Annotated in this window: 24 protein-coding genes; 15 read left to right on the top strand and 9 right to left on the bottom strand. The window is 56.2% G+C overall.

Annotated elements, in window-relative coordinates; all coding sequences use genetic code 11:
- Window positions 1-78 precede the first annotated feature (78 nt).
- Window positions 79-543 carry a PaaI family thioesterase gene (locus M5M_RS07800; RefSeq protein WP_015046947.1) on the top strand — a complete coding sequence of 155 codons (465 nt, stop codon included), beginning with the start codon at window positions 79-81 and terminating at the stop codon, window positions 541-543.
- Here M5M_RS07800 and M5M_RS07795 read toward each other — a convergent pair.
- Window positions 512-1,171 (bottom strand): ChrR family anti-sigma-E factor, encoded by a 660-nt coding sequence (locus M5M_RS07795; protein ID WP_015046946.1) that lies wholly within the window; start codon window positions 1,169-1,171, stop codon window positions 512-514. The two genes, M5M_RS07800 and M5M_RS07795, sit on opposite strands and share 32 nt — an antisense overlap.
- 11 nt (window positions 1,172-1,182) lie before the next feature.
- Window positions 1,183-1,749, bottom strand: coding sequence for a sigma-70 family RNA polymerase sigma factor (locus M5M_RS07790; RefSeq protein ID WP_015046945.1), 567 nt, complete (start codon window positions 1,747-1,749; stop codon window positions 1,183-1,185).
- Window positions 1,750-1,972: 223 nt separating this feature from the next.
- On the opposite strand from M5M_RS07790, the gene M5M_RS07785 reads away from it, so the two are divergent.
- The 7 genes from M5M_RS07785 to M5M_RS20130 are packed head-to-tail and all read left to right on the top strand — an operon-like array spanning window position 1,973 to window position 8,088.
- Window positions 1,973-2,437: a nuclear transport factor 2 family protein gene (locus M5M_RS07785; protein ID WP_015046944.1), complete on the top strand. Its 465-nt coding sequence runs from the start codon at window positions 1,973-1,975 to the stop codon at window positions 2,435-2,437.
- The gene (locus M5M_RS07780; protein ID WP_015046943.1) at window positions 2,434-3,186 is read left to right on the top strand and encodes an SDR family NAD(P)-dependent oxidoreductase; all 753 of its coding nucleotides are present in this window, start codon (window positions 2,434-2,436) and stop codon (window positions 3,184-3,186) included. The genes M5M_RS07785 and M5M_RS07780 overlap by 4 nt, the downstream gene beginning before the upstream one ends.
- A gap of 21 nt (window positions 3,187-3,207) precedes the next feature.
- Window positions 3,208-4,458, top strand: coding sequence for an NAD(P)/FAD-dependent oxidoreductase (locus M5M_RS07775; RefSeq protein WP_015046942.1), 1,251 nt, complete (start codon window positions 3,208-3,210; stop codon window positions 4,456-4,458).
- Window positions 4,458-5,282: a DUF1365 domain-containing protein gene (locus tag M5M_RS07770; protein ID WP_015046941.1), complete on the top strand. Its 825-nt coding sequence runs from the start codon at window positions 4,458-4,460 to the stop codon at window positions 5,280-5,282. Before M5M_RS07775 ends, M5M_RS07770 begins: the two co-directional genes overlap by 1 nt.
- Window positions 5,279-6,550 (top strand): SAM-dependent methyltransferase, encoded by a 1,272-nt coding sequence (locus M5M_RS07765; protein WP_015046940.1) that lies wholly within the window; start codon window positions 5,279-5,281, stop codon window positions 6,548-6,550. Before M5M_RS07770 ends, M5M_RS07765 begins: the two co-directional genes overlap by 4 nt.
- 2 nt (window positions 6,551-6,552) lie before the next feature.
- The gene (locus M5M_RS21060; RefSeq protein WP_016389295.1) at window positions 6,553-7,077 is read left to right on the top strand and encodes a DUF2878 domain-containing protein; all 525 of its coding nucleotides are present in this window, start codon (window positions 6,553-6,555) and stop codon (window positions 7,075-7,077) included.
- A gap of 36 nt (window positions 7,078-7,113) precedes the next feature.
- Window positions 7,114-8,088, top strand: coding sequence for a phytanoyl-CoA dioxygenase family protein (locus M5M_RS20130; protein ID WP_016389294.1), 975 nt, complete (start codon window positions 7,114-7,116; stop codon window positions 8,086-8,088).
- On the opposite strand, the gene M5M_RS07750 is transcribed toward M5M_RS20130, so the two are convergent.
- Window positions 8,077-9,459: an MATE family efflux transporter gene (locus M5M_RS07750; RefSeq protein ID WP_024330200.1), complete on the bottom strand. Its 1,383-nt coding sequence runs from the start codon at window positions 9,457-9,459 to the stop codon at window positions 8,077-8,079. The genes M5M_RS20130 and M5M_RS07750 overlap by 12 nt on opposite strands.
- A gap of 121 nt (window positions 9,460-9,580) precedes the next feature.
- Here M5M_RS07750 and M5M_RS07745 point away from each other — a divergent pair, with 121 nt between their 5' ends.
- Together M5M_RS07745 and M5M_RS07740 are read left to right on the top strand one after the other, a co-directional pair.
- Window positions 9,581-10,090, top strand: coding sequence for a chalcone isomerase family protein (locus M5M_RS07745; RefSeq protein WP_162141144.1), 510 nt, complete (start codon window positions 9,581-9,583; stop codon window positions 10,088-10,090).
- Window positions 10,087-10,638, top strand: a complete 552-nt coding sequence (locus M5M_RS07740) for a DUF3833 domain-containing protein (RefSeq protein WP_024330198.1) — start codon at window positions 10,087-10,089, stop codon at window positions 10,636-10,638. The genes M5M_RS07745 and M5M_RS07740 overlap by 4 nt, the downstream gene beginning before the upstream one ends.
- On the opposite strand, the gene M5M_RS07735 is transcribed toward M5M_RS07740, so the two are convergent.
- The gene (locus tag M5M_RS07735; protein WP_081640130.1) at window positions 10,614-11,267 is read right to left on the bottom strand and encodes a lysoplasmalogenase; all 654 of its coding nucleotides are present in this window, start codon (window positions 11,265-11,267) and stop codon (window positions 10,614-10,616) included. The genes M5M_RS07740 and M5M_RS07735 overlap by 25 nt on opposite strands.
- Before the next feature lie 120 nt (window positions 11,268-11,387).
- Here M5M_RS07735 and M5M_RS07730 point away from each other — a divergent pair, with 120 nt between their 5' ends.
- A complete protein-coding gene (locus tag M5M_RS07730) occupies window positions 11,388-11,696 on the top strand; it encodes a hypothetical protein (RefSeq protein ID WP_015046934.1) in 309 nt (102 codons plus the stop codon).
- A 1,108-nt stretch (window positions 11,697-12,804) separates the two neighbouring features.
- Here M5M_RS07730 and M5M_RS07725 read toward each other — a convergent pair.
- The 4 genes from M5M_RS07725 to M5M_RS07710 all read right to left on the bottom strand — a co-directional run bounded on the left by M5M_RS07725 (window position 12,805) and on the right by M5M_RS07710 (window position 16,729).
- Window positions 12,805-13,710 (bottom strand): GGDEF domain-containing response regulator, encoded by a 906-nt coding sequence (locus M5M_RS07725; protein ID WP_015046925.1) that lies wholly within the window; start codon window positions 13,708-13,710, stop codon window positions 12,805-12,807.
- 63 nt (window positions 13,711-13,773) lie between these two features.
- Window positions 13,774-13,980 (bottom strand): hypothetical protein, encoded by a 207-nt coding sequence (locus M5M_RS07720; RefSeq protein ID WP_015046924.1) that lies wholly within the window; start codon window positions 13,978-13,980, stop codon window positions 13,774-13,776.
- A gap of 73 nt (window positions 13,981-14,053) precedes the next feature.
- Window positions 14,054-15,295 (bottom strand): ribonucleotide-diphosphate reductase subunit beta, encoded by a 1,242-nt coding sequence (locus M5M_RS07715; protein ID WP_015046923.1) that lies wholly within the window; start codon window positions 15,293-15,295, stop codon window positions 14,054-14,056.
- A gap of 480 nt (window positions 15,296-15,775) precedes the next feature.
- A complete protein-coding gene (locus tag M5M_RS07710; RefSeq protein ID WP_015046922.1) occupies window positions 15,776-16,729 on the bottom strand; it encodes a DMT family transporter in 954 nt (317 codons plus the stop codon).
- Between the two features lie 322 nt (window positions 16,730-17,051).
- On the opposite strand from M5M_RS07710, the gene M5M_RS20490 reads away from it, so the two are divergent.
- Entirely contained in the window at window positions 17,052-18,011 is a 960-nt protein-coding gene (locus M5M_RS20490) for a DUF3943 domain-containing protein (protein WP_015046921.1), read from the top strand.
- A gap of 96 nt (window positions 18,012-18,107) precedes the next feature.
- Here the strand turns inward: M5M_RS20490 and M5M_RS07700 are convergent, their stop codons facing one another.
- Complete coding sequence (locus tag M5M_RS07700) at window positions 18,108-20,459, bottom strand: TonB-dependent receptor (protein ID WP_015046920.1); 2,352 nt, start codon at window positions 20,457-20,459, stop codon at window positions 18,108-18,110.
- An 816-nt stretch (window positions 20,460-21,275) separates the two neighbouring features.
- On the opposite strand from M5M_RS07700, the gene M5M_RS07695 reads away from it, so the two are divergent.
- The 3 genes from M5M_RS07695 (at window position 21,276) to M5M_RS07685 (ending at window position 25,443) form a co-directional block, all read left to right on the top strand.
- Entirely contained in the window at window positions 21,276-23,177 is a 1,902-nt protein-coding gene (locus M5M_RS07695; RefSeq protein ID WP_015046919.1) for a C39 family peptidase, read from the top strand.
- Window positions 23,178-23,255: 78 nt separating this feature from the next.
- Entirely contained in the window at window positions 23,256-24,791 is a 1,536-nt protein-coding gene (locus M5M_RS20970) for a C39 family peptidase (protein ID WP_024330197.1), read from the top strand.
- A 13-nt stretch (window positions 24,792-24,804) separates the two neighbouring features.
- A complete protein-coding gene (locus tag M5M_RS07685) occupies window positions 24,805-25,443 on the top strand; it encodes a C39 family peptidase (protein ID WP_015046917.1) in 639 nt (212 codons plus the stop codon).
- Window positions 25,444-25,451: the final 8 nt, after the last annotated feature.

Raw genomic sequence — 25,451 nt, 5'->3', positions numbered from 1 at the left:
GTAAACCCTCAGCGCGGTCGGAGTATGTACGGTGTTGTCACCAGCCTGCTATGCTCACCTCTCGACTGAGAGGTAACCATGAGTCCGACGGAATTAATTACCCAGCAATTGCAGGCGCGCTTTCCGGGCGCGCCGCTGCAATTGCCACCACCCTGTTTTCTCACCATGGGCGGCGAATTTGTCGCCTTTGATCCTGATGCCAAGCGCCTGCGCACGCGCTTTCCGTTCAAGCCTGAATTCACCAATCCTATGGGCTATATGCAGGGTGGGCTGATCGTAGGCGCCATTGACAATACCATCGGGCCGCTGTCTTTTCTGGTGGCGCCACCCTCGGTGACGACCCAGCTCAACACCAGTTATATCCGGCCTATTACCAGCGAATTAAGCCACTTTGAAATTGAAGCGGTGGTGACAGAACAAACCCGTCGATTGATTTTTATGGACGCCGTGGTGTGGGCGGGGGATAAACAACTGGCGCAAGCGCGCGCCAGTTGTACTGTGATGGATGCCTTTATTGAGGGCGGAAGCTCAGGAAAGGGTTGAGCAAGCGGGCAAACGTGCCGGTCATTTTTACCGGCGCTGCCACCACTGATAAGCAGATGCAGGGAGCATCCCGGCTGGCCAGCGGACGATGTACCTGACCGGCTTCACGCAGCAGGAAATCACCCTCATTGTAAATACCGGCTTCGTCAGAAAAGCTGCCTTCCAGCACCAGTGTAATCTCGGTGCCTTTGTGGTCGTGTTCGGCCACACTGCCACCGGCTTTGATGCGGTGCAGCGAGACTTCGAATTCCTGCTGCCCGGTTTTCAGACGGGCCATGTGCAGCGATGGCGTCAGGAATTCCCATTTCTCCGGGCCACTGGCCGACAGAATCTTTTCGAGTACCCGGGGCTTTTGCGCCGGTGCCGGTGCTTTGGGTGCTGGTGCCGGTGTTGGGCTTTGATCCAGCTGGTCCATCACCGACGCCAACAGCGAATCGCTGACAGCTTCCGGTTCGCCGTGTTGCAGCAAGTCGGCGCCCAGGGTGTTCAGGCTGGCAACCCGGGCCCGGCAGCGGCTGCAGTAATGCAGATGGGCGCTCACAGCAATGGACTGGCCGAATGCCAGGGTGCCGGCGCTGAACTCGGTCAGCAGGTTGTCGTCGGGGTGGTGTTTGATCATTGTGTTCATCGTATCTTGCCTCAGGCCGCCAATTCTCGCCCGATTACATCCTGGAGCTTTTTCAATGCCAGGCGCACACGGGATTTCACCGTGCCTAATGGCAGATCCAGTTCTTCTGAAACTTCCGAGTGTGACTTGCTTTCCATATAGACTTTGCGCAGCACCAGCGCTTGCTCTTCGGGCAGAGTGGTGAGGGCTTCGTGTACGGTTTCTTCCCGCCGGGCCTGCTGCAATTGGGTGAACGGGGTTTCACCCGTTTCATCTTCATACAGGTCGTCGGCGATGAGTTCTTCAGTCTCTGCGTTGGATTGCCGGCGCAGCCAGTCAATGCGTGCGTTTCGCGCAATGGTGTAAAGCCAGGTGGAGGCGGACGCCTGCGTGCTGTCAAACTGGGCCGCACGCCGCCAGACCTTGATCATGATGTCCTGCACCAGCTCTTCGGCCTGCGCGCTGTTCAGGCGCGAGCCCTTCAGCAGGAACCCTTTGAGGAGCGGGGAAAAGTGGGTGAAGAAGGCCGCGAAGCTTTGCTTGCAGCGCTCCGTAGCGATTTTTTCGAGCGCAAGGCTCCATTCATCGTCGCGCTGCAAAGAGCGTCTCCCTTTCGCGGTCCGGCGTGTTGATCCGGTGCCTGGGCCTTTAAGTATATCCATCGCTATCATAGTCCGCTCAGTCTCAGGTGGCTACTGCTGCTAAAGTTGCTCTTGGATACGGTTGCTATCACCGAGTGGATCACTCCGGCGAGGGCCTTGACAGAAGGTGTGATCTGAACGGGTTGCGGGTGCGTAAGATGCTGAAACTACAGGAGTTTATATGCAAGCCAAATGTCAGACACTGATGGCATTTTATCGCTCGTTCGACACGTCGACCTGGCGCCAGGCGCGAAGTGTGTATCACCCGCAGGCCGTGTTCATTGACCCGATCCACCGGATAGAAGGGCTCGAGAGTATCGAATCCTATTTCAGGCAGATGAGCGAAAACCTGATCAGCTGTCAATTCGAGTTTACCCACAGCATGGAGCAGGGCGACGAGGCCTTCCTGCGTTGGGTGATGCGCTACCGCCATCCCCGCCTCAGGGGCGGGGCGGAAATTGCCATGCCGGGCATATCGCGACTGCGGTTTTCCGGTGACAAGGTAATCGAGCACGAAGATTGCTATGACATGGGCGCCATGGTGTACGAACACGTGCCTTTGATTGGCCGAGTCGTGCGTTGGTTGCGTACCCGCTTGGCCGATGACGCACCCGAAAGCGCGGTTGCGCCGGTACAGCCATCGTGATCGTCGGCAAAGTGGTCTGGGTAACCGGCGCCTCTTCCGGTATCGGCCTGGCGCTGGTCGAGCGACTGTTGGGGTGGGGCAACACCGTTATCGCCTCTGCCCGCAATCTGGGGTCGCTGGAATCATTGACGGTGCCGCTGGCCAGCAAACTTCACCTATTGCCTTGCGATATTGGTGACGCAGACAGCATGCGCGCGGCAAGCGCGGCAATGGAAACGCTGACAGAGCATTTGGACATTGCCATTCTGAATGCGGGCATCTGCGAATATGTGGACTTGCCCCGTCTCGACAGCGAATCGGTGGCCAGAGTGTTTAATGTGAATATGGTGGGCACCAGCCGCTGTGTGGAAATCGCCTTGCCTTTGCTTGAAAAATCCCCTGCCGGTGTGTTGGCCGGAATTTCCAGTTTGTCATCGGTGGTGCCGTTTCCCAGGGCCGAGGCCTACGGCGCATCCAAAGCCGCATTGGATTACTTTTTTGACGCCCTGGCCATTGACCTGCACGACAGTCCGGTGACGGTTTCGGTGATCCGGCCTGGTTTCGTGGCAACACCCCTGACCGACAAGAATGATTTTGATATGCCCGCCATTGTGCAGCCCGAGCGCGCTGTGCGGGAAATTCTCTGGGCAATCGAATCCCGTAAGCGCTGGCATGCCTTTCCCAAGCGGCTGGCCTGGACTCTCAACCTGATGGCTATGTGCAAACCGTTCTGGCGTCGTATCTTGGCGCCGCGCATGCGCAAAGCGTGAAGCATTCACTAAGGAGCTTCCTTGAAAATAGCAGTTATCGGTAGCGGTATATCCAGTCTTACCGCCGCCCACCTCCTGTCCGGTCTGCACGAGGTTCACGTGATTGAATCCGACGAGCGCATCGGCGGCCATACCGCCACAAAATCGGTGCAACTCGGCGGGCGCGAATTCGCGGTGGACACAGGATTTATCGTGTACAACGATTGGACCTATCCTAACTTCATCAAATTGCTGAATCGGTTGGGTGTGGAATCCCGTCCCACCGAGATGAGTTATTCCGTTTCCGACGATCGGGATGGGACGGAATATTCAGGCACCAATCTGAATACGCTGTTCGCGCAGCGGCGCAACCTGGTGAGCCCGGGTTTCTGGTCGATGATTCGCGACATCCTGCGATTTAATCGCGAAGCTGTGGAGCACTGGCAGGCAGGGAAGATTCCCGAAGACCTGCGCCTGGCCGACTACCTTGAACAAAATGGCTACGGTACGCGGTTCATCTACCAATATCTGGTTCCCATGGGGGCGGCGATCTGGTCCTCCGGCGATCAGGTGATGCTGGATTTCCAGGCGCTGTTCTTCATCCGTTTTTTTCACAATCACGGATTGTTGAGTGTGAATAACCGGCCCCAGTGGCGGACGCTGGTGGGCGGCTCGCACGCTTACCTGGCGCCGATCACCAAGCCATTTGCGGATCGCATCCGGTTAAATTGCCAGATCAGTGGCATTGCGCGCGATGAGCAGGGCGCAACCATCCGCTTTGCCGACGGGTCGCAAGAGTATTTCGATCAGGTGGTGATTGGTACGCATTCCGATCAGGCGTTGGCGCTGCTTGATGATGCCAGTGATGAAGAAAAAGCGGTGTTGGGGGCGATTCCCTATCAACCCAATGAAGTGGTGTTACACACAGACAGCCGTCTGCTGCCCAAGCGTAAACTGGCCTGGGCCAGTTGGAACACCCGACTCACATCGGACCAACATGCCAGGCCTGTGCTCACTTACAACATGAATATCCTGCAGGGTCTGGATTCGCCAGAGACAGTGTGTGTGACCCTCAATCATACGCAAGCGATAGACCCTGAAAAAATTCTGGGTGTGTACCATTACGATCACCCCGTGTTTACCCCCGCCGGGCATCATGCACAATCGCGCTGGAGCGAAATCAACGGCGTGAAGCGCACCTGGTTTTGCGGTGCCTATTGGGCCAACGGTTTTCACGAAGACGGCGTGGTGAGTGGCATCCGGGTTGCCACCGCACTGGGAGCCCGTTGGTGATGCTGGCCAGCGGCATCTATACCGGCAAGTTGATGCACGCGCGTTTTGCGCCGCGCTTCCATCGGTTTCAGTATGACGTGTTCATGGCCTATCTGGATCTGGACGAGATCGATCAGGTCTGTGCACGCTCCTGGGCCTGGTCTTCTCGTCGCTTTGCGCCTTTCTGGATCCGCCGTAAAGATTATTTTGGCGATCCGCAGCGACCGTTAAAACAATGTGTGTACGACGAGGTTGAGGCCGCGTGCGGCGTGCGCCCGTCGGGGCCGGTACGTTTGCTGACCAATCCCCGCTGTTTCGGTGTGCGCATGAACCCTATCAGTGTCTATTATGTATTTGATGATAACGCCACCACCCTGGCCTTTATAGTGGCCGAGGTAACCAATACGCCCTGGGATCACCGCGCGTTGTATATATTGGATTATCGTCAGCGAGCGGTAGACACCCGCGTGGATTTTGCCAAAGCCATGCACGTGTCACCGTTCATGCCCATGCAGCAATTTTATCGCTGGCTGACTAATCTGCCGGGTGACGCAATCCGTATCCATTTGCAGAATCTGGCGACAGGTGCGGAGGTTTTGCCGGAAGAGTCGGGCGCAGAGCGCAAGTGTTTTGAAGCACTGTTGAATCTGCAGCGCGAGGAATGTACGGCACCTGTGCTGAGCCGGTTGGTCTGGCGGTTCCCCTGGATGACGCTGAAAGTGGTCTGGGGTATTTACTGGCAGGCGTTCAGGTTGTGGCGTAAGGGAGCGCATTTTTACAGCCATCCCGGGGCGCCTGAAGTCGACACGGAAAAACAAAATTACTCAAGAGAGAGACTCAGATGACAGAACAGTCGCGCACGTCCCGCATGATCGATGCCTCAACAGGCTCCCTGTCCTGGGCCGATAAGATCGCCCGCCGGCTTTTATTGCGGGCGTTGGAGTCGCTCAGGGTGGGGCGGCTGACCATCACCGACGGTGATCAGGTCTATCGTTTTGGCGGTCGCGAAGCCGGGCCTCATGGGCAGATCCAGGTGCTCGACCCCGGTTTTTACAGTGCCGTGCTCACCTCCGGTACTGTCGGTGGCGGCGAGTCCTACATGCAACGTTTCTGGGATACGCCCGATCTGGTGGCGGTAGTGCAGGTGATGAGTGCCAACATCAACGCCACCAATGACCTGGACTCGGGCTGGACCAATTTCCGCAGTCTTGCGCTCAAGGCGTTTCATTGGCTGCGCGCCAACACGGTCAAAGGCAGCAAGAAAAACATTGCCGCCCATTATGATCTGGGCAATGACTTTTTCCCCCTGTTTCTCGATAGCACCATGATGTATTCATCTGCGGTGTTTGAGCGCGAGGACATGTCCCTGCAAGAAGCTTCAGAGGCGAAACTGCATCGGATATGTAAGCGCCTGAATTTGTCAGAACAGGACCACCTGTTGGAAATCGGCACCGGATGGGGCGGTATGGCCATCTACGCGGCCCGTCATTTTGGTTGCAAGGTGACCACGACAACGATTTCCAAGGAGCAGTTTGATTACGCCAGCGCCTGGGTTTCGCGCGAAGGTCTGCAGGATAAAGTCACGTTATTGCTGGAAGACTACCGCAATCTCAGCGGCCAGTACGACAAGCTGGTGTCAATCGAGATGATCGAAGCGGTCGGGCACGATTATTACGACGAGTATTTCGCGACCTGCTCCCGCCTGCTTAAGCCGGAGGGGTTGATGTTGATCCAGGCCATTACCATTGCCGATCAACGCTACGACTATGCCCGCAAGCATGTGGACTTTATTCAGCGCTACATTTTCCCTGGCGGCGCCTTGCCCTCGGTGAGTGTGGTGTGTGATTGCCTGCGCCGGGCAACGGACATGCAGTTAGTCGGGCTGGAAGAGATTGGCCAGCATTACGCCCGCACTCTGGCGGAGTGGCGCAGCCGTTTCTGGCATGCCATCGACAAAGTCCGCGCCTGCGGTTTCGACGACCGCTTTGTGCGCATGTGGGACTACTACCTGGCCTACTGTGAAGGCGGTTTCCGTGAGCGGGTGATTGGTACCAGTCAGCTGTTGATGGCCAAGCCGGGTGCCCGAGCGCTTCCTGATCCGCTACCGCTCTAGATATGGCTCTGTGGATCAATGCAATAAGTTTTCAATTGGCGTGGTGGGGTCTTGTCCTTTATCAGGAGGCATTGGCGTTCCCTGTGCTACTGGTGTTTTCGGGTATCCACTTTTTCTGGGTTGTACCGCGCATGCCAGCGCCCGCGAGTCGGGCGCGGTATTGGCTGTGGACAGCTGCGGTTTTGTCGATAGGTTTGGGTATTGATCTCACCTTCTTTCAGGTTGGATTGCTCTCGTCTCCGGAAGGTTTCCCCATTTGGCTTCTTTGTCTCTGGATTTGTTTTGTACTGAGTCTCCCCGTTTGTATGCGGTGGTTCCTCTTGCGTCCCATATGGGGTATTCCGGCTCTGGCCATAGGTGGACCGTTAACCTATCTAGGCGGAATGCAATTTTCTAACATAGTTCCCGGTTTGGGGATGGAGTCTTGGCTGATAGCGTCTTTGATTGCCTGGTCGTTTTTGGCGTGTGTAGGAGTGCTTGGTTTTTCGATTCTCGGCGCCTCGAGGTTAGCGCCATCAAATCGCTGATACGCTTTCAACAGGCTGCTTGTGCCAGGATGTGTCTTGGAGCGACAATTTCTCTACCGACATATGTTGGTCAATGCTTTGCCGGTGTATCCTCCAGAATCAGGCGATCTACAGGCATGGATGATGAGAAAAAGGACGACTATCGGATGGTCTCGCTTTCTGGCATTTCTGCGGCAGCTCTGTCGCAGTTTGTCGATTGCTAACAGTTTGCATGTGTTGCGCCAATTGGTGCATTTTGGTCCATGGCGGTGGATGGCAATAGGTGTGATACGCTGGCGCCGGCCTTGCCTCAAAACGTACCGCCAGGAAAAAAGCGCTTTAGCGCATTTCGAATTATCCAAGACGCTAAAAGAATTACGTACTGATAGCTTTAGCTTTTTCGGTTCTATAGATTCTGATTTGACCCGAAAACTGGTGAGGTTGGTGAGTCACCTTCCTCCCGAGGAGTATCTTTACGCCCACGAAGTGTCTGAGGATGTTGCGGCGCTCGCCTACGATCCCGCAATTTGGAATCTGTTACGACATTATTTCGGGTGTGAGCCGGTCCTGTTGGAGTCCTCCCTTTTCGTCTCTAAAGCGGAACACTCGATGCCAGTCTTGGATCAACACAAGTTCCATTTTGACTATGCGGGTTGGCAATCTCTGAATGTGTTTGTTTATCTTACAGATGTGGATGCTGGAGATTCTTATCATCAAGTGATAAAGGGCAGTCACAGAAGCATAGGCTTCTGGGATATTCTGCGCGGCACTTTGTCCGAAGATCGCGTCAGTCGGCGCTTTGAAGGCCGCATTCAATCAGTATTTGGTCCTGAAGGATCACTTTTTTTTGAGAACACTGAAGCGTTCCATCGACGAGTACGGGGGAAATCTCGCCGGGTAATGCTTAATTTATTGTACGCGAGCCATCGAGGTTTATTCAGTCACGGGAGGGCTTCTGCGGCGCAAATTGCACACAGGGACACAGTCTTTCAACGCGCCCGGGCATGCGTCGCGCAGGAATTATCGGGATGATTCCAGTCCTTCCCGTGCAATGGCGTTCTTGTGCTGCCAATGGCCTGCCCGCCAGCGGGCATAGTAGATAAACGACCGGCATCCCTCATCCAACGCTGCCGAGATCAATACGCCCACCAGTCCCATGCCTTGTTCAACTGCGAGCCACCAGGCGAGGGGCACGGCGATGAGCCAGCTGAACAGTATGCCGGTGACCGATATATACCAGCCATCACCGGTGCCACGCAGTGAATTACCCACAATGATATTGACGGTGCGGCCGGGTTCCGCCAGCAGGGACAGTCCAAAATACACATAGGCCATGGCAATCAGGCTGGCCTCGTCCGTGTACAGGCTCATGATCTGTGGCGCCAATGCCGTAAACATGACACCGATCAGGCCGGCGCCGATAAAGGCGGCTTTCAGACTCTGGTGTAGCTGGGCATTGGCTTTGCGGTAATTCCTTGCGCCCACATACTGGCCCACCATGACTTCGGTGGCGGTGCTGATGGCGATGGTCACGATCAACAGCGCCATGAAAGTATTGAAGGTGTAGGCGCGCGCTGCCAGTTCGGTGGCGCCACCGACCGCGACGATGGCACTCAGCACAATCATCTGGCCGTCAAAGCTGAGTGGTTCGGCAATAGAGGGCAGGGCAATGCGGCCCAGCTGGCGGCTGTGGCGCCGGAATTCGGTCATCACCCGGGACCAGATTATGGCGAGCCTGAGTCTGATCACAATCGCCATTGCCGCAACCAGCACGCCCAGCAGCGACGACAGCACACTGACCCAGGCAACCCCCACCAAGCCCATTTCCGGCGCCCCGAACAGGCCGAAAACCACCACGGAATTACCCACCACATTGCTGATGAAGTAGGCGCTGTTGGCGACCAGGTTCCAGTGCGGTAAGCCATAGATAGTCAGCACGCTATGGGTGAATGCATGGATTCCCCACACACCGATCATCCAGGCGGTGATCTGCAGGTAGGTGACCGCGTCGGTATTGATCGTGCCGGGCAAACCCATCAGGTTGGCAATCACCGGGCCACCGGCGTAAACCGCCAGGGCTGCCAATACAGAAAGCCCCGTGAGCCAGAGCCCGTAGACGCCGATGGTGGTGTTGGCCTGATCGTAGTCATCGTTCCCGATGCGTTGGGACGTGAGCGCAGAGCCGGCAAAGGCCACAACCCACAGGCAGGTAAAGGCAAAATAAAGAATGGGGGTGATCGCGCCCACGGCGGCGGCTGCATCGTCCGAGACCCGGCTCAGGAAAAACAGGTCGGTCATGGGGATGCTGAGCACCAATGCTTGCTCCAGCAGCATGGGCTTGGTCATGCCCCAGAGTCCCTTGTCCAGAACCTGGCTACGACGTTGGGCGGTAGAATCCTGCATAAGTGGTCTGTTGGACAATAAGGTTTGGGCGAGGGCGCACACCTTACCCCAGAGTATGGGCCAAATCCAACCTTCAGAATGGCCCGTATCAGAGGTATTGAGGTAATCAGAGGATAGTAGCGTGCGTTGGCTTGTCTTTCTAATCGCGATGGGCGTTGCAGGGGTGACATTGGGCTGTGAGAAGCCGGCCGATCTGGTGCAGGTTGGCGAGGGCAAATTGCGGGTCTGGGGTTTTTCCATTTACACCGCCACCAGTTACCGGTGTGCCGATACCCGCCTGGGCGATGGTTCGCAGGTGCAGGGCCCCTTCATGCTGTCGCTGACCTACGCCCGCGATATTGATCGGAACGCGTTACTCGATGCCACCCGCGACCAGTGGCAGCGGCTCGGGCTGGCAAAAGACCAGGGGCCTGCCTGGTTGTCGGCGTTGGCGTCACTTTGGCCCGATGTGAAAAAGGGCGATCGGTTGAGCCTGTTTATCGACCGCGCGGGCCAGAGTATGTTTTATCTGAATGACCGGCGCCTGGGCGAAATCGCCGAGCCAGCCTTTGGCCCGGCGTTCGCCGCCATCTGGCTGCACCCGGATGCGAGTTATCAGCAGGTGCGCACTGCGCTGTTGGGAGGTTCATGATGCGCTGGTTGTGGGTTTCTGTGGTGTTTCTGGCCGGGTGTGGTCACGTGGATATCGATCACTACCGGTCGTCGTCACCGGCATTCAATCTGAACGAATATTTTACCGGCCAGACCAAAGCCTGGGGCCTGGTGCAAAACTACCGGGGCGAGGTGGTGCGTCGCTTTAATGTGGGGCTCTGTGGCTACGAGCGGGATGGGCAGTTGATACTGGACGAAGATTTTGTCTACGACGACGGCGAGACCCAATTCCGGCAATGGCGGATCAGCCCGGATGGCGATGGCCGTTGGCAGGGCCGTGCCGACGACATTATTGGCGTAGCCGAAGGGGCTGAAGCCGGCTTTGCGCTTCAGTGGGCCTACCAGATGGATCTGGAGGTGGACGATACGGTCTACCGGGTCAGTTTTGACGACTGGATGTACCGCCTGGACGAACAGCACGTGTTCAACCGGGCGGCCATCAAAAAGTGGGGTTTTACAGTGGCCGAGGTCACGCTGTTTTTTGAAAAACGGGCGCCTGATTGTCAGCCGGTGACGCGTCGGCAATGACGGAGCACGCCGGTCACCATCAGCCCTTGAGCAGCGTAATAGGTCACCATAATCACCCAGCTGCTGGCGCTGAAAGGCCATAGGAACTTGTTGATGGCGATGACCGAATCGGACAGGACAAATAACAGTGCACCCACGAATACCGTGGCGTTGCCTGTGTTGTAGCGGGCCGCGCCCAAGGCCATAAAGGCAATCGCACACAGATACAGGCTGACCGCAATCAACAGTCCGCCACTTGCCGGCAATATCACCGCCGCCAACGCAGCGCTGATACCCGCGACAAAGAGAAAGCGCGACTTTGTCTGACCCGAGAGCGGCGCGCGATCGCGCCAGAACCCGAAGCCGTAGCACAATTGCGCAACTAAAAATGCAGCCAGTCCGAACACAAAGCCCTGCTCGATCGGCAGCGCCAGCAGTAAGTCGCCGGCGGCTGAAAATATGACTGCCGGCCACAGCCAAAGCGGCCGCTCGGGAGAATGCACCAGTAATGCCAGCAGGAGCAGAATAGGCATCACCTTCAGGCCGGCCATAACGGCCACCGGCAGCGTAAAAAAGAGGGCGATAAGATAGGCCAGGGCGAACAGGCTATAGATAGGCCAGAAATTAAAACGCGGCATTTTATTACTCATTATTTTTATCGGACGAAGCGCCAGTATAGCGGGATTCTATTCTGTGAGGGGTTCTTGAATTTCGGCCGAAGACCGGCTCTACTGTAACCAGAGCAGTCAAACTGATGTTGAGGTGTGCACATGGTATTGGTTTCGGCAGGTCTTCTCATGCTGGTGTTTGCGTTTCTATTGGTTCGCTTTCCATTGTTGGCTGAAGCGTTAAGGCAACACCATAGCCAGCTGTGGCTGCAACTGGGGCGTCCCGAGCCCTGGAGCTTTCACCAATCGTTGGGACTGTTCAGCTGGGTGCTAGCACGCGGCTTTGACCAGACCCCGGGCCTGTTAATCCTGGGCGAGCAAGCCCTGGTGCGGGCCAGATGGGCGCGTTCCCTGTTTGTGGTTGGCTTTGGTTGTCTGGTGCTGGGTTATTTCTGGGCCTTATTGGCCTAGCAGGTTGTTGACAAGCTGCTGCCATGAAACAAACACGGTCAAACTGCCCATCTCCTGTTTGACGGTCAATAAAAAGGCCAGCAAATGCTGGCCTTCAATTCCGTTTCCCTAAGTCTCGGTCTTAAATCATCCGTGATCCGTATTCCCTGACCGTTATAATTTGCCCTTTTCATCCTGAGGGCGCGTCCTTTGACCTTCAGTGGTCAACAAGTACTTCCTTGTCTACGTCCTTGTTGGTGGCCATTGTCGCAATGGCTGAGGTTTTGGCCCAGTGGTTGGGTTCGCCAGTGTGTGTGCGTATTGGCTGATGCCTGTGTAGGAGATTGTCCTTCTGCCTAGCGCATGACGTGTAACCGCAGAATGAAAAAAGCCGGCATAGCCGGCTTTTTTGTAACTTTTTCCCTAAGCGTGGTCTGGCGTCGTCCCTGTTCCTTCTTCCCTGACCTTTAATCGTTCCTTCGTCGTCCTTTGGCGCATCCTTTGACCTTCAGTGGTCAACAAGTACTTCCCTGTCTACGTCCTTGTTGATAGTTATTCTGGTCAAAGCTGTGTTTGGTTGCCAGTGGGTTAGAACGCCAGCTTATGTCAGACTTTTACAGTCGGCCTGTAGGTTATATCGCACAGCGGGTGCTGGAGCGATGTTGTGAATCCGCGTGAACCCAACCACCGACGCAAATGAAAAGAGCCAGCAATGCTGGCTCTTTTAAATTGGTTTCCCTAAATGTCGGTCTGTTCAGTCCCTTTTGGCCTCCTGGCCTGGCTTCATGCCGCTTGCTGGCGTCCTGCCGCGTCCCTGTAATCCCTGTCCTTTTCCTTGACCGTTATTATTTGGCCCTGTCTTCCTAAGGGCGCCTCCGTTGACCGTCGCTGGCCTCAAACACATCCGTGTCGACTTCCTTGTTGATGCTTATTCTCGGTCAGGAGCGTTTGCATCGAAAGTGGTAAAAAGCTGAAGCTCATGTACGAAATGTCGCACAAGCCGGCGTTTTTGTCCGCGCCCGGCCTGCAGGACGTGGACCCGGTCCGGTTTGCCTGTGAGCGGTGTCGCACTTTCGATGCGGTGTTGGTACTTTGTTACCATTTGGGTGAAGGGTGGGAAAAACCTGACTCAGACGCCGGAAATCACCCGGTTGCGCCCCTCTTCTTTGGCGCGATAGAGCAGGCGGTCGGCACGGTTCAATAATTGGTCAAACGCCTGTTCTGCCCCGGTATATTCGGTAACCCCCATACTCACCGTAAACTGTGCCGTTTGGCCATTGCATTCGATCACCTCTTTGGCAATCGCCTCCCGGATACGCTCGGCGATGCGGATGGCGCCGTCCACGGTGGAGCCTGGGCAACAAATAGCAAACTCTTCACCGCCCAGGCGGGCAAGTATGTCTGACTCGCGGATACAGCCTCTGGCGACGTCCGCGATACGCAGTAAGGCTTCGTCACCCATGGCGTGCCCGTAAGTGTCGTTGATTGCCTTGAATTTGTCCGCATCCAGCATGATCACCGAAAGCGGGTGGGCATGGCGCTTGGCTTTGGCGAACTCTGAGCCACTTAATTCAAAAAACTGCCGGCGATTAACACATTGGGTGAGGGAGTCGGTGGATGCCAGCATGGCCAGCCGGCCGTTGGCTGCTTCGAGCTCTTCCTGACTCTGTTTGAGCCGGACCGCAGAACGCACTCTTGCTTCAAGTACGGGGTAAATAAAGGGTTTGGAGATGAAGTCGTGCGCGCCCTGATCCAACGCATCAATAATGGAGTCGTCGCTGTCATTGGCCGACACCATAATGACCGGAATATTGTCCATGGCGGGCAGGGCTTTGAGTGCCGTCAGGGTCTCGATGCCGCTCATTCCCGGCATCATCATATCGAGCAGAATGACGTCTGGCTCGAATCCGGGTGCCTTGTCCAGGCATTCCTGGCCCGACATGGCGGACGCTACCTCGTGGCCGTCATCCTCTAGGTTGTACCAGAGGAGTTTAATGTTGTCCTCTACGTCATCGACAATAAAAATCTTGGCCATGCAGCAATAATTCCAATGCTTTTACCGAGTATAGACGATATCCCGCCAGGGCCATGATTGGGCCTAATGGAAAGCATTGGAGGCTTGTCTGTCGCTGGCACGGCGGCCGCCGGCACGGCTGTCCTGGGTCTTGTCGGTGTTTTCGGCGATTTGCTGCTTGAGACGGCTGACAACCTTGGCCATCACCTCGAGGGTCTGGCTGAGTTGATCCAGGCTGATAAGAATGGCTTCTTGCTGTAAGTCTTGGTGATCGCGGGGCGGGTGCGACATGGTTCCTCCTTGCAGGGTCCTTGCAGGTTAGGTCGTTAGGGGCGCCAGTTGCGCCCCGGATCACCGGTGATGATTACTCCCAGCTCAGGGCACCACCGGTCTGGTATTCGATCACGCGCGTTTCGAAGAAGTTCTTCTCTTTGCGCAGATCCATGATTTCACTCATCCACGGGAAGGGGTTCTGTGCACCCGGGAACTGTTCACCCAGGCCCAGCTGAGCCAGGCGGCGGTTGGCGATGAAGTGCAGGTACTCTTCCATGGTGGCCGCGTTCATGCCCAGCACGCCGCGGGGCATGGAGTCGCGCGCATAGGCGATTTCCAGTTCGGTGCCTTCCAGCACCATCTGAACCACTTCCTGTTTGAACTCGGCAGTCCACAGGTGCGGGTTTTCCAGCTTGATCTGGTTGATCACGTCGATGCCGAAGTTCAGGTGCATGGATTCGTCGCGCAGGATGTACTGGAACTGCTCGGATACACCAGTCATCTTATTGCGGCGGCCCATGGCCAGAATCTGGGTAAAGCCACAGTAGAAAAAGATGCCCTCGGTCACCACGTAGAAGGCGATCAGGTTGCGCAGCAGTTCCTGGTCGGTCTCGGGCGTACCGGTTTTGAAGGTGGGGTCCGACAGCGACTGGGTGTGTTTGAGGCTCCAGGCCGCCTTGTTGGCTACCGACGGCAGCTCGCGGTACATGTTGAATACTTCGCCTTCATCCATGCCCAGTGATTCGATGCAGTACTGGTAAGCGTGAGTGTGAATTGCTTCTTCAAAACCCTGACGCAGAATGTACTGGCGGCATTCGGGGTTGGTGATCAGGCGGTAAATGGCCAGTACCAGATTGTTGGCTACCAGAGAGTCGGCGGTGGAGAAGTAACCCAGCGAGCGCATCACGATGCGGCGTTCATCTTCGGTCAGACCGTCGTTGGATTTCCACAGGGCCACGTCGGCGGTCATGTTGATTTCCTGGGGCATCCAGTGATTGGCGCAGCCATCCAGGTACTTCTGCCAGGCCCATTCGTATTTGAATGGCACCAGCTGGTTCAGGTCGGCGCGGCAGTTGATCATGCGTTTGTCGTCTACCTGCACCCGGGCGGCGCCCATTTCCAGATCCGCGACGCCCGCCGCTGTGTCCAGGTTGGCGATCGCTTCGCGCGCCTTGGCCACAGCATCGTTGGCGGGTTCGCTGGCGGCCGCTTGGGCCGCTACCGGCTCTGCCTGAACAGCCGGCTGCACGGGGGCAGCGGCTGGGGCAGTGGCCGGTTGCGGTTCGGGTTTGGCAATGGGGGCTTCTGATTCGTAGTCGTCCCAACTCAGCATGGTCAATGGTCCTTAAACGGCTATAAGTCTTATGGTCTGGTTTCTGTGTGTTTCGGTTCGTTTTTTATGGGCCTGATTGTTGGCAATCATGTTGTTCTATAGGGTCGGCGAGGGCACCTGAAACCCTTGGCCAACCAATAAACAGGAGGAGAAAAACGGCTACATCCTGTTACCCGGTGCAATGGCGCTGCTGGTTAACCAGTCTGGCCAGCGAAATCTGTTGAACCCACCCGCGCCGTTATCTGGCGTTTGTGCTGGTGGCTTCGATAGGGGGTAGTGTAACCGCTACCACTAGATATGCAAATTCTAAATGGCAATAACACAAGATATAGTTGTCCCTGTGGATAAGGTGTGAATTGTGTGTGTATCGGTTGTGAACCCTCTGCTGCAGGCCAGGGCTGGCCTGCAGCAGAGGAATGAGGGGCCCCGTAAATAGCCTCGACGGTGCGAGATTCCGGTTAGTAATAAATAACCTGTCAGCTACCGTGATCCCGCGGGGCGCAGTTTGGGGCGCCGCCAGCCCGACGGCGGACGCTGTAATATCGCAATCCCAATCACGATCAGCGCCATGCCCAGCGCATGCTGCAAACTCAGGACTTCTCCCAGAAATCCGACCGCCAGAAGGCTGGTGATAATCGGGCCGGCATTGCCCATCAGGCTCACCTGTTGCGGCCCGAGCCGCTTGACCGCCTCACTGCCCATGAATGCCGGCGTCACCGTGCAGAGGCCGGCCAGCAGCCCGGCAATCACCCAGATTTCAAGCGGTTGGGCCGCCAGTGACGTGTGCTGGTCCGTCATGGGGCCGACCACGGCATGATGCAGGCAAATCGCGACAGTGGCGCTTAACATCATGATCGCCGTAAACGCAACGGAACCCATGCGGTGAATGGGTGGCTGGCTCAGAATCATGTAGAGCGCAAAGCTGAAGGAAGCGGCCAGCACCAGCAGGGTACCGACAGTGATATTGTCGCCGTGCAGCGCGTAATCGGCGCCGAACATCAGAGCCAGGCCGGAATAGGTCAGCAGCATGCACACACCAATGGCGCGCGTGACCGGGGTTCTGCACAAGAGCCAACCCAGCAGCACCGTAAAAATAGGGTAGGTAAACAGCAACATGCGTTCGAGCTGTGCCGGAATGAACATCAACCCGGCCATATCCAGCCAACCGGACAGGTAGGCACCCAACAGGCCAAGTCCTGCGGCCAGCACCCCATCGCGCACACTGGGGCGTCGCTGGCGGATTGCCCACGCGCCCGCCAGCAAGAAAAACGGTGCCGAGATCAGCAGCCGCAGGGTCATCAGCGTGGTGGCGTCCACGCCGTATTCGTAGGCCCACTTGATAAAAATGGGCTTGGCTGAAAACAGCGTAATGGAGCCGACGGCGAGCCAGGCGCCGGTGCTGTCGCGTTGCGTGTGTTGTGGTGGTTCGTCCATGGCGTATTCCCCAAACGGTAATAGTGACCGGGATCAGCAGCGGGGGAATCGAATATCGGACGTTGGATTGAAAATCGGATTCGGCACACCGCGCTGCTGAGAGCAGCCGGTGTGAAGGTTGTTTAACGTTTGCCTGATCCACACACGGCCGCACTGCCCGCCCATAGCCAAATGGCCACCGGGCACAGCTCGCGCACGACACAAAGTGTGTGATGAGTGAAAGACAAATAGTTAAGCATGATGATTTCCCTAGAAGGAATGGAGACGATAAACTGCAGGCATCGAAATAACAATACTTTTACAGGCATGGAGCTGAGATTCAGTGAAAAGTCGGAACCTTACTGAAGTCGCGCGGCCACTTGGCCTTGTTTCACTGATCCTGCTCGCCGTTTTATCCCCGGCGCAGGCACAGAGTCAATCCGGGGAACCGGTATTTGACGCGGCCGATCTCCGGTATTTTTCTCCCGATGCCCTTCAGTTGGCCTCGGCCGATGAGCCAGTGAACGAAGACCTGAGCTGGCGTGAGCGTCGCGCACAAAAACATGCCGACAAGCCCTTGTACACACCACATGCCGAGCCGGACTTTGTGGTAGACCGGCAATGCCAGCTTGATCGCGGCCGATTTACGGTAGACATTTTTAAGCCCGCCACCTGTGGTGAAGACCGCGAACTGTTTCTCGATCACAACAAGCTCATTATGGTGGGGGGCTTCGGTGTCATGTACGCCCTGTACCTGATGCCGCCCGAATACACCAACTGGGACCCCGAGTCGCGTGAAGCGCCGTTGAAAAACTGGGTTGAAAATGTGCAGAAAGGGCCAGTGTGGGACGAAGATCCATTCTGGATTAATTATATTGGCCATCCTTATTTCGGCGGTGTTTATTACCAAGCTGCACGAGCGGCGGGTTACAACCAGTGGAATTCCTTCGTATACACCGCGCTCATGTCCACGTTTTATTGGGAATACGGGCTGGAAGCCTTTTACGAAATTCCTTCTTTGCAGGACATGTTTGTCACGCCCATTGGCGGCGCCTTGTGGGGTGAATTTGCGTTTCAGAAAAAATTGCAGCTGAAGGCGTCCATTGCGCGTCGGGGCGAAGCCAGTTTTCTGGATAAAGCCGGTCTCTTTGTGCTGGACCCCATCGATTCAGTCAGCGGTTGGATCAATTACGGCATGGGTTATCAATGGATCAAGCGCGGCACCGTGGGCTTTACCAGTGCACCGCCCGTGGCCATGAATGTGCAAGGCTATCAGGGGCTGCAGATCCAATTGGAGTTCTGATTCTGTCGTAACGGTGGGGTGGCCATCCGCTCCAGCTTGCCCCCAAAAAAAAGGCCCCTGTAAAAGGGGCCAGAGGGAGTCAATCAAGAAAACGCTTTACCAGTGGTAGGAGAAGTTCACGCCCACGGTGCGTGGCATGGTGGTAATCAGACGATCGCCCACGTAGTTCTCAGATTGATAAGACACCTCAGCGCGTTCGTTGGCCAGGTTCTGAATCCACAGACCGGCATCCCAGTTGTCGCTGCTGACACCTGCGTTGGCGTGCCACAGGGTGTATGCATCGTACTCGTACACTTCCTCATCCGGTGAGTCGGCGCGATCGCTCTGGATTTTGCTGGTGTAGGACCCACGTAAACTGGCGCTAAGCCCCAAACCGTTATCGAGCGTAGTGTCAAAATTCACACCGAGTTTATGGCGCCACTTAGGTGCGCCGCCCAGCTTGCCGCCTTTCTCCCAGGTGCGACACTCGGAACCATCGGAATAGGTACATACTTCCTTGGTTTCAGCCCACTCGGCCTGTGTAGTGGCAGTGCCATAGGTCAGAGAGATGTGATCGGTCACGCTCAGACGAGAAGAAAATTCCCAGCCTTTTGATACCGCATCCGGGCCGTTCACGGTGCCGTTGAGCGGGAAGAAATTCACGTCCTGGCTGAAGTAGGTCTGGGTGTTTTTCCAATTGATGCGATAGACGTTAGTCTGTACATACAGCTTGTCGTCAAACAGGTTACCCTTGATACCCAATTCATAGTTGTCGACAGAATCCGGCTCATAATTCTGGGTGGTGTCGGCCACAGTGTTGCCGCCCAGATCTTTAAAACCGTTGGTGCCGCCGCGGCGGAAGCCCTGAGATGCGGTCGCGTACAGCATCATGTCATCGGTGAGGTCATAGGAGGTGTTCAGCTTGTAAAAACGCTTACCGCTTTCTTTGTTCTCGATGGCGCCTTTGGTGTCCACCAGGCCGAAGGCATAATCGGTAATTTGCGGGTCAGCTTCATCGGAGTAGTTGAATACCCGGATACCACCGGTCACATCCCACTTGTCGGTAATGGCATAGGTCAGCTCGCCGAACACAGCCAATTCCTTATAGTTGGAGTTGATGTCTTCCGAATAACCTTCATCCACGTCACCACCCACCGCGTCGCGATCGATGCCGCCCACCTGATCCAACGTCGGGAAGCGCTCGGAGAACGTCAGGTTGCGTTTTTGTTCGGTGTAGTAGATACCGCCTACCCAGTTCAGCGGGCCTTCATTGTTGGACACCAGGCGGGTTTCATGGCTCAGGCCGGAATAGGTGTTATCGAACAACATGTACGGGCTTTCGCTGGTGTTTTCCGGTGTCAGGCCGCTCCAGCCCCAGTCGCCGTAGTACACAAAGCCGATGCCGTAGTTGGCCTGGCCTTCGCGGCTGTCTTTAAAGTAGGACGTAGAGGACGCCAGATCAGCAAAGCCAAGTGCCCACTCCAGATCCACACTGGTGAGGTCAAAGCTGCGGTCGGAAAATTCTTCGTAGCGGCCAACAACGGTATCCATGTCGTACTGGAAAGTGTCTTCGGCCGCATCCGGGTCCAGGGTGCCGCCGCGTGAACCGTGCGCCAGTTGATTCTGGGTGGCGTGGGTCAGGGTCAGCTTGGCGTCGTCGTTGATCTTCCAGGCCAGTGCCAGTTTGCCGGTGGTGGCGCGCTGGTAATCGTCGTTTTCATACACGCTGCGGTCGGAACCGTTCGGGTTGGTCCAGGCCGGTGGGTTGCCGTTCTGGCCGTCGCGGAAGGACGGTGAAATTACCCGGTCGGTGTAACCGGCTTCGTCCAGATAGGCGAGCGAGCCGCGCAGAGCCAGGTTTTCACTTAACGGCAGGTTTACTACGATATCGGTGTCTGAGCTCAGACCGCCGCCGGCGGTCTGATACAGGCCGGTATTGAAGTCGGCGGTGAATTCATCAAATTCCGGTTGGTTGGTAATGTAGCGGATGGTGCCGCCCAAGCTGCCGGAACCGTACAGGGTGCCCTGTGGGCCGAGCAGGGTTTCCACCCGGGCAATATCCTTGATCCGGTAGCCGATGTTGGGCAGCGGCGTTTCATCCAGGTAATAAGCCAGTGTAGAGCGGACGAAAAACTCCAGGTTGTTCTGGTTAACCGGCGAGACGTTCAGACCGCGCACGGTGACGGAGTCTGCTACCCGCGCCGAGTTGGCCGGGGCGCTGATCTCAACCGAATCCTGCAGCAGGGCTTTCAGGTCGGTGATGTTGCGCTTGCGCAGTTCTTTCTCACCAATGGCGGAAATGTTAAAGGGAATATCCGCCACGCTGGCGGCACGCTTGGTCGCGGTGACGGTAATTTCTTCGAGCAATTCTTTGTCTTCGGCATCGTCCTGGGCCAATGCGGGCAGGCTGAGCGCCAGCACTGAGGCAGATATCAACAGACTGAGTGGGTGTTTGGTAAATGGGCGCATAGCACCTCCCCCTTTGGAATGACCTTTATAATTTGATATTTCATCTTCATCGAGCTGAGAAAATAAATAATTCCTTGCCCAGCTGTGGTCAGACCATCTCACAGGCGAGAAGCGGAGATAAAGTTAATATCCATCGGTTATTGCGATAGGTCGGCGGCGATCTCAACAGGGCTTGCGTCTGATGCGTAAGAATAATATATTCCTATCTGCTGATTATGTGGAATCATCTATTGTGTCCGATTCCACCCAGCACGCGCGGCGGATGCGCTGCGTGTCGACCTGGAGCCGATAGCAAGAATGCGTTGTTCTGGGGCCTGTTAGCACTATTTTTACTGCCGCTGTTGCGGCTAAAAAAGCGTCAATTTAGGCGCGATGAGTGTGATTTGGTTATTCCAAATGAGCGAAGAGCAACGACAAGTGACGCTTTTTTAGCCACAACCCGAAGGGCTGGCCCCATTTTCGCGCCAGCTTCGTTGTCAGTCGCTCATTTAGCCCGCTAGATCACGCTCCTTCCGCCTTGCTGGGCACAAAAATGGGCTCCAGCAGCGGCAGTAAAAATAGTGTTAACAGGCCCTAATACTATTGGCGTTGAGGGGCACCATCGGGTGCCCCATTTTTTATTCCCTTCTCGCGCACCAAGGGGAATAAATCATCATAGGTTGAAGCGATAGCTTGTAATTTAATATTCCAGTGGATTTTGGGGACAGTTACGTTGCCGGTGGGCGGTGCCAGGGATCTGCGCCTGCGGTCAATGCCGGAAGCGGGAAGGCCCGCGCGAGGACTCGATAACACCATAACAACGATGAGGAGTTCCCCATGAACCCGATGGTTAAACGCATTGCCGCCGCCGCGCTGTTTGCGGCCGGATGGCTTGGCCTGGCGGGCCAGGCCCATGCCGTCTGCCCCGATGGCGCCAGTTTTGATAACAACCTCAGTTTCTGTACCAACAGCACCGATGCCTTTGGCCCCTTTACCAAAGCCATGGTGGATCGCTGTGTGCAATTCGGCGGCGGCAGTGCCTGCACCACCAAGCGCAGCTACCTGGTAAATGGCCAGCACACCATCAATGTGCTGCGTTGGAGCAAGAGCTTTACCCAGAACATCCGCGGCACGGCCGACTGCCCACGCGGCACCGTGCGCTCCAGCCAATACGGCGGCCACTGTTTTGAGTCGGTTTCCGGTGGCACCAATAATGTGTATGGCAATTTTACTGCCGATGAAGTGGCCAAGTGTGAATACCTGAACGGCGGCAACGCCTGTTATACCACCCGTTGGTCGGCGAACTTTTACCAGAGCGTGCAGAACACCACCTTGCCGCCCGCCGGTGGTGGCAGTGCGGCGGTGAACAAGTTTGGCGCCTGGTTGTGGTACATCGATGAACTGGGCAAAACCCATACCCAACTGGCGGATGAGTTGGCGGCGTTGGGGGTGAAGCGCATCTTCATTAAAATTGCCGATGACACGGCGTCATGCTCCCTGTTCACCGACGCCTGTTCCAACGCCACCACCCAGATTTATAAAGACCGAGGCATAGAGCCCTGGGCCTGGAGCTACAACTACCCGGGCGACGAAGCGGCGCAAGCAAACGCGCTCTACTACGCCGCGCAATACGGTTACGTGGGCTTTGTGCTGGACGTGGAGGTGGAATTCAATAACACCACTACCGCATTACATTCACTGTTTCAGGCCTTTGTGCAGGCGCGCACCGATGCCCGCAACGATGGCCTGATTACCGGCGACTTCCCGCTCGGCGCTACCACCTGGGGCAACCCGCTCGACCAGGGTATGCGCGTGGACATCATTGATCAGTATGTGGATTTCCACATGCCGCAAACCTATCTGGAAGTGTGGGGCGCCAGCTACATGGCCGATCCGAAATACTGGATCGAGTACGGCAACTGCGAATACCGCAACATGGGCGCCAACAAACCCATCTGGCACATTGTCTCTACCGAGTACAACGTCATTACCCCCGCGCAGCTCAACACCTACATGCAGTGGGCCGGCCCCAACACCAGTATCTGGCGCACACCCGGTGGCCAGGTGCCATTGGCCGTGTGGGATGACTGGGCCGCGGTGAATTGGGATCGCGAGGATTTCCCTACCGCCAATTGTGGCGCCAACAATAATGAAATCATTGACCTGGGTGTTGATCACGGTACCGGCGGTGGCAGTGGCGGTGGCACGCCCACACCACAGGCAGTGCCTTATTGGAATCAGTTGCAGAATGCCTACGATCCTTACGGTACCTGTTCCATTACCTCGCTCGCCATGGTCACCGATTATTTCGGTCTCACCAATCCCGCCACGCTGGGCAAGCGCACGCCCGACTACTTATACGAGCGCTTTACCGTGTTGCAGGATGTGCCGTCGCTGGCCTGGGGCTTCAACACCATTGCCCAGGAAGCCGGCAGCTCAGTGCGGGATTACGGTGTGACCAATGGCACTCTGGCGCAGCTACGTCAGCTCGCCAGCGAAGGCAAGCCCACCATAGTGCACGGTTGGTTTACCTCGCCCGGTCACATCATGGTGGTCACCGGTTATGACGGTACCCACTACACGGTGAATGATCCCTTCGGAAAATGGAATCTTCAAAAGTGGGGCAGCTACGACACCAGTGTCAGTGGTAAAGGCCAGCGCTACCCGAAAGCCGCGTTTGAATACGCCATTAACGATAACGGCGCGGGCAATGACCTGTGGCTGCACGTGTTTGAATAAATCCGCATGAGTGATTCTCTGTAATAGTTGCAATCGTTTTGGGGGGCGAAAACCCCCCGATTTTTTTCAGGAAGATAAATGATGCTGTTAAACAAGGTACTGGTGGGATTATTCATAGCCTCTGGACTGATTGCCTGTGGCGGCGGAGGCGGTGGCGCGACCAATACACCTGCACTGACGCCCGCGCCTAGTCCAACACCAAGCCCAACGCCTACTCCCAGCCCAACACCTGCGCCCGAAACCGGGTCGGTGATAACCAACAAGCTGGGCGCCTGGCTCTGGTATATCGATCAGAATAATGACGGCCAGACCCACGCGCAGCTGGCGCAGGAATTATCGGATCTGGGTGTGAAGCGGGTGTTTATCAAACTCGCGGATGACACAGTGAACTGTTCGCTGTTTACCGATGTGTGTGATGCCGCTGTGCCAGACACCTACCGCGCCGCCGGTGTAGAACCCTGGACCTGGTCCTACAATTACCCGGGCGACGAAGCCGGCCAGGCCGAAGCGATTTACCTCTCGGCCCAATACGGTTACGCCGGCCACATTCTCGATATCGAAGTGGAATTCGATGGCCTTTCCACCGAACTCAGCGCGTTGATGCAAGCCTTCCGTGCGCGACTGGATGATGCGGTCGCCGACGGCCACGCCGATGAAACTTTCTTACTGGGTGCCACTACCTGGGGTAATCCGCTCGATCACGGCATGCGGGTGGATATCATCGATGACTATGTGGATTTCCACATGCCGCAAACCTATCTGGAAAACTGGGGCGCCAATTACATGGCCGACCCGCAATACTGGATTGAATACGGCAATTGCGAATACCGCGACTTAGGTGCCGAAAAACCCATCTGGCATATTGTGTCTACCGAGCACGAAGATATAACGGTAGAGCAATTGGCTACCTTCATTGAATGGGCCGGCCCCAACGCCAGTATCTGGCGTATTCCCGGCGGTGAAGTGAGCAACGCCATCTGGGATGACTGGCGTGCACTCAACTGGGAGCAAACGGAGTTTCCGGAAGCGGAATGCGGTGAAAACAACAACGCCATCAGCGAAGCGCCGGTGAGCATCACGCCGCCTGCGGCCGTGGCGCATTACAATCAACTGGAAAATGCGCAGGAACCCAGCGCCAGTTGCAGCATCACCTCGCTCGCCATGGTCACCGACTACTACGGCATTACCGATCCGGTGGCGCTTGGCCAACGCACGCCAGATTACCTGTATGATCGCTTTGGGTTGCTACAGGATGTGCCCACGCTGGCGGCCGGCTTTGATACGCTGGCGCAGGAGGCCGGCAGTAATCTGCGCGATAACGGTGTGACAGATGGCACCTTACAACAACTGCGCGCGTTGGCGCGCGAGGGGCAGCCCACCATTGTGCACGGATGGTTTACCGGCCCGGGTCACATATTAGTGGTCACCGGCTTTGACGGTAACTACTACACCGTGCAGGACCCGAATGGTCGCTGGAATCTGGAGAAGTGGGGCAGTTACGATACCAGTGTATCAGGTGCCAACCAGCGTTATCCGAAGGCGGCGTTCGAATACGCCATCAACGATAATGGCACCGGCGATGATCTCTGGTTGCACCAGTTTGTTGAACAATAACAGAGGGGCATAAATGCCTGCTTGTCAAACACCACGTTTTTTCGCCCGCTTCTTTGCAAGCGGGTTTTATCTGCTGCTGTTGGTTGCATGGAGTGTTTTTTTTGCGCCCCGTGTGCAGGCAGAAGTGCCTTACTACTCGCAACTCGATAACCGGTTTGAACCCCACGCCACCTGTTCGCTCACGTCCATGGCCATGGTGTTGGACTACCTGAACATTCCGGTGGCCGGTGAGGGGCGCACCGCCGACAGGCTCTACCAGCGCTTTGGCAAGCTGCAGTTTGTGCCGGTATTTGCCGAGGGCTTCAATGCCCTGGCGCAAGAGGCGGATTCGGACTGGCGTGATAACGCAACGGAAGCGGGCACTCTGGCGGAGTTGCGCCAGCGCGCCCGGCAGGGATTGCCTTCCATCGTACACGGCTGGTTTACCGAGGCCGGCCATATTCTGGTGGTGATCGGATACGACGGCGAATTTTATACAGTGCATGACCCCTACGGTGCCTGGAATCTGGAAAAGCGCGGCAGTTACGATACAGGTAAAAGCGGTAAAGCGATCCGCTACCCGAAGGCCGCGTTTGAGCAGGCTATCAACGATAACGGCACCGGTGATGATCTTTGGCTGCACCGGTTTGAGCAACACGCAACAGGGCAATAATTGAGGAA

The organism is Simiduia agarivorans SA1 = DSM 21679, from assembly GCF_000305785.2.
In the GTDB taxonomy this organism is placed as follows: Bacteria; Pseudomonadota; Gammaproteobacteria; order Pseudomonadales; family Cellvibrionaceae; genus Simiduia; species Simiduia agarivorans.
This window is presented reverse-complemented; position numbering and strand designations above follow the sequence as displayed.